Source organism: Pseudomonadota bacterium (assembly GCA_023229365.1).
In the GTDB taxonomy this organism is placed as follows: domain Bacteria; phylum Myxococcota_A; class Polyangia; order JAAYKL01; family JAAYKL01; genus JALNZK01.
This window is the reverse complement of record JALNZK010000001.1, coordinates 1-3,791: the sequence shown is the minus strand read 5'-3', so window position 1 is coordinate 3,791 and position 3,791 is coordinate 1. Positions and strand designations below refer to the sequence as shown.

The following is a 3,791-nucleotide window of genomic DNA, read 5'->3' as shown; positions in this document are numbered from 1 at the left end:
ATCGTGTTCATCGAGAACTACAACATGGAGCTCGGCCGGCTGATGACGCAGGGCGTCGACGTCTGGCTGAACACGCCCATCCGGCCGCACGAGGCGAGCGGCACCAGCGGGATGAAGGTGCTCGCGAACGGCGGGCTCAACTGCTCGGTCCTCGACGGGTGGTGGGACGAGGCGTACGCGGAGGGGCTCGGCTGGGCGATCGACGCGGGCGTGCACTACCAGAACCGCGAGCACCAGGACGAGATCGATTCCCTGGCGCTGCTCGATCTCGTCGAGCGCGAGATCGCGCCGCTCTACTACGAGCGCGGCGACGCGGGCGTCCCGCAGCTCTGGGTCGACATGGTGAAGGGGGCGCTCAAGAAGCTGTGCCCCGAGTTCACGACGATGCGCATGGTGAAGGAGTACTACGACCGGATGTACCGGCCTTCGGCGAAGCGCAACGCGAGCCTCTGCGCGGACAGGTTCGCGGGGATCCGCAGCCTCACCGCGTGGAAGCGGCGCATCAACGGCCGCTTCTCGACCGTGCGCATCGAGCGCGCCGCGCTGCGCGGCGTCGAGGGGGAGATGCTCCCCTCGAACGCGGGGCTGGAGATCGAGCTGGAGGTCAACCGCGGCCGCCTCGAGCCCAGGGAGCTCAAGGCGCAGCTCGTGATAGGCCCCGGCGACGGCGAGCGGTTCACGGGCCCCACCGAGGTCGTGGCGTTCTCGGCGGCCGAGCCGTCGGACGGCGGCGACGTGCTGCGGTTCAGGCTCTCCTACCGCCTGGAGAGATCCGGCAGCTACAGGTACGCGGTCCGCCTCGTGCCGGTGCACCCGCTGCTCGCGAACGACCAGGAGACCGGCCTGGTGCTCTGGTGGTGAGCGGGCGCCTGCGGATCTTCGTCTCCACCGCGCCGCCGGACGTCGCGCCGCGGATCGCGCGGGCGCTCGTCGAGGAGCGGCTCGCCGCGTGCGTGAACGTCCTGCCGGGCGCCCGCAGCGTCTACTCCTGGAAGGGTGAGACGTGCGACGACGCGGAGTCGGTGCTGCTCATCAAGACGACCGCCGAGCGGGCGGCCGAGCTCTTTGCCAGGCTCATGGCGCTGCACCCGTACGAGGTGCCGGAGCTCGTCGCGATCGAGCTTGTCGAGGGCGAGGGGAACCCGGAGTACCTGGCCTGGGTGGCCGACTCCGTCTCGCCACGCCCGCGCTGAAATCTCACGACGCCACGGGCCTCACCATGGTCCAGATTTCCGCATTCGCCACTTGACCCCCCCCGTCGGCGTGCGATATTTGCGTCGCTCGATCCGATCGGCGGTTGATCGAGGAACGCGACGCCGCCTGCGCGCGAAAGCGACACGACCTCCCTTCCGCACCTCCCGCTGCGTTCCGAACGCCGACAACGGCCCGGCGTCGGGCCCAACCACGAGGAGGTAGCATGCACAGGATCATCCCGCCCTTTCTGGTGATCGAGGCCGCGATTCTCGCGAGCAGCTGCGAGCGCAGCGATACGCCGCCGATCGCCATCGTCGGCAGCGCGAGCGCGCTCTACGACGACGAGAGCGTCGGCGAGATCGAGACCCCGCTCGATGCCAAGGAGGACCCGCCCCCCCATCCGATCGAAGTCGAGTGGACCGACGGAGCCGCCTCAACGGACTCACCTTCAGTCTCGTTCTCGTTAACGAACACGACCAACGCGGCGATCGAGTACGCCGTGTCGCTCTACTCCAGGAGCCTCGTCGGCGAGGCGGAGCGGCCGATCGGTGAAGGAGAGATCTGGCCGGGCGAGGGCGACAGCTACGTGCTGAACGCCTCCGAGCTGCCCGTGGTGAGCGACAAGGTCGTCGGCAGTCTGTCGGTTCGCATCCGCCGGATCGAGGCGCTGCCCGGCGGCGAACGAGCGGTCGTCGAGGATCGAGCGACCCGCTTCATCGTGCACTCGGACGGCTACAGCACCGTGCGTGCATTCGACGAGAACAAGCTTCGGGAGGAACGCGACGGCGTGCTCGTGTCGCTACCGCTCCCGAAGTCAGGGGACGTCGGATCCACTGAGCACGACGTCGTCGGCGAGGTGTGGAACGGCGCAGGCTTCACGGAGAAGGCCAAAGAAGACAGCGGGCTGCTGCTGCGGGACGAGGGCGGCGACGTATACGCCGTCATCAACGAGATGAAGCTCGACTCCGAGCTGCCGACCGAGCCGATCGAGGCGCCGCCGGACGAGGGCGACCTCGTGGAGACGGAGGTGGACGATGAGTAGGCATCTCGCGACGCTGGCAGCAATGCTCTTCGTCCTCTCGGCCGCAGGCTCGGCACGCGCGGTGACCGCCAAGTGGTGCTTCAAGTGGGAAGGGACCTACGACGACTCCAGCGTGGACCAGGACCACCTGAACGCACCCGCCGGAAGCCCGAACCGGAGCCGGGCGACCTATACCTACGTGAAGATCGAGAAGTACATGGGCTACTTCATTTGGAGCACGCTGTGGCAAGGGTACATGACCACCAACTGCAGCCCGCTCGTGGAGGTGCTCGCCGGGAAGACGTACCGGTTCACGCAGCGGATGACGCTGCAGCGAACACCGGTGAGGCAGATCGAAGTGCACCCCGACGGCGAGGACTGGAGCGGGGCGATCGACCAGGTGGTGAGCACGATCACGATGGCCAACTCGCTCTTCCCCAAGTCGTCGTACGACGCGCCGGTCCCGCCGGACACCACCAATAGCCGGCTGATGCCGGCGCTGACCAGGATGTTCGAGATCGCCGACACGCTCGACATCGCCACCACGATCGACGTCGACGTGAGCACCGACACCGCATTGAATTGCGGAAGCTGGTGCTCGTCGCGAGGCGGGGGGCTCTACTGGGTGTGCATCGACGATGATTGGTCCCAGTCCAAGTTCAACATCGCGCACGAGTTGGGGCACACGGTGTCGAAGGCCAATGACGGACCGCGCTGGGGCGACTACTGGGGCTCGGACGGGTTCTACCAGGCCACCGGCGTCGACAACCGGTGCGACTGCACGCTCATTGACGGCTACTCCCATTGCCCGACCTCGCGCGAGTTCACCGGGGCAGGCCAGAAGGAGGGATTCTCCCACTTCATCGCCGCGGCGTCGTACAATGACCGGGTGGACGTGGATGGAGAGTTCGTGTTTTACAAGGATCTCATGGAGTGGAGCTCGACGCACGGCGGGACGCTGCCCGCCCCCAGCGGCGTGCCGTTCACCGAGGTGCCGCACCCCTACGCGGTCGACCTGAGCACCGCCGACGAGGTGAAGTGGGTCCAGTACGAGTGCTCGCCGGCGGCCGGCTTCCAGCCGCACATGTCGAACGAGTGGGACTGGCTGGCGTTCTTCTGGAACCTCTGGACCGACGGCGGCGCGAACAAGTACTCGATCGACGAGATCAACACGGTCTGGCACGGCATCCCGACCGACCAGATCGCGTACGACTGCTGCGCAGCCACCGACACCGACCCCGGCGCCGGCGAGTACTGGGTCGCGTCCGACTGCGTCCACACGACGCTGAGCAGCTGCACCTCGCCGGGGCTCTACCCGGTTGCGTTCATGATCGGGAAGCTGTGGTCAGCCGACGTCGCGAGGCATGGAGTGACCACGGGTCTAACGCAGCGAGTCGAGGCACTGTACGGAGTCGGCACCGCTAAAACCAATCATTTCCTCAACACCGGCGCTGACGCCATGGTGACTTACTGGAGTTCCCCCGATTTTGTGGACACCTGACTTGAGGGGATAGACTTCCCTCGGGAGGTTCCACATGTCGAAGAGGAAGCGGCGCACGTTCAACGACGAGCAGAA

The 3,791-nt window shown here is 66.8% G+C and carries 4 protein-coding genes; all 4 read left to right on the top strand.

Features of this window, described 5'->3' with window-relative positions; genetic code table 11:
• Positions 1 to 861, top strand: an 861-nt coding sequence (glgP, locus tag M0R80_00020; GenBank protein MCK9458049.1) for an alpha-glucan family phosphorylase, incomplete at its 5' end; no start/stop codon positions are given.
• Entirely contained in the window at positions 855 to 1,193 is a 339-nt protein-coding gene (locus M0R80_00015; protein ID MCK9458048.1) for a divalent-cation tolerance protein CutA, read from the top strand. The genes glgP and M0R80_00015, both read left to right, overlap by 7 nt.
• A gap of 224 nt (positions 1,194 to 1,417) precedes the next feature.
• Entirely contained in the window at positions 1,418 to 2,236 is an 819-nt protein-coding gene (locus tag M0R80_00010) for a hypothetical protein (GenBank protein ID MCK9458047.1), read from the top strand.
• A complete protein-coding gene (locus tag M0R80_00005) occupies positions 2,229 to 3,716 on the top strand; it encodes a hypothetical protein (GenBank protein ID MCK9458046.1) in 1,488 nt (495 codons plus the stop codon). The genes M0R80_00010 and M0R80_00005 overlap by 8 nt, the downstream gene beginning before the upstream one ends.
• Positions 3,717 to 3,791: the final 75 nt, after the last annotated feature.

Excerpts from the sequence above, each read along its gene's own strand:
- M0R80_00010 (MCK9458047.1), top strand. The coding sequence starts at position 1,418 with ATGCACAGGATCATCCCGCCCTTTCTGGTGATCGAGGCCGCGATTCTC.
- M0R80_00005 (MCK9458046.1), top strand. The coding sequence starts at position 2,229 with ATGAGTAGGCATCTCGCGACGCTGGCAGCAATGCTCTTCGTCCTCTCG.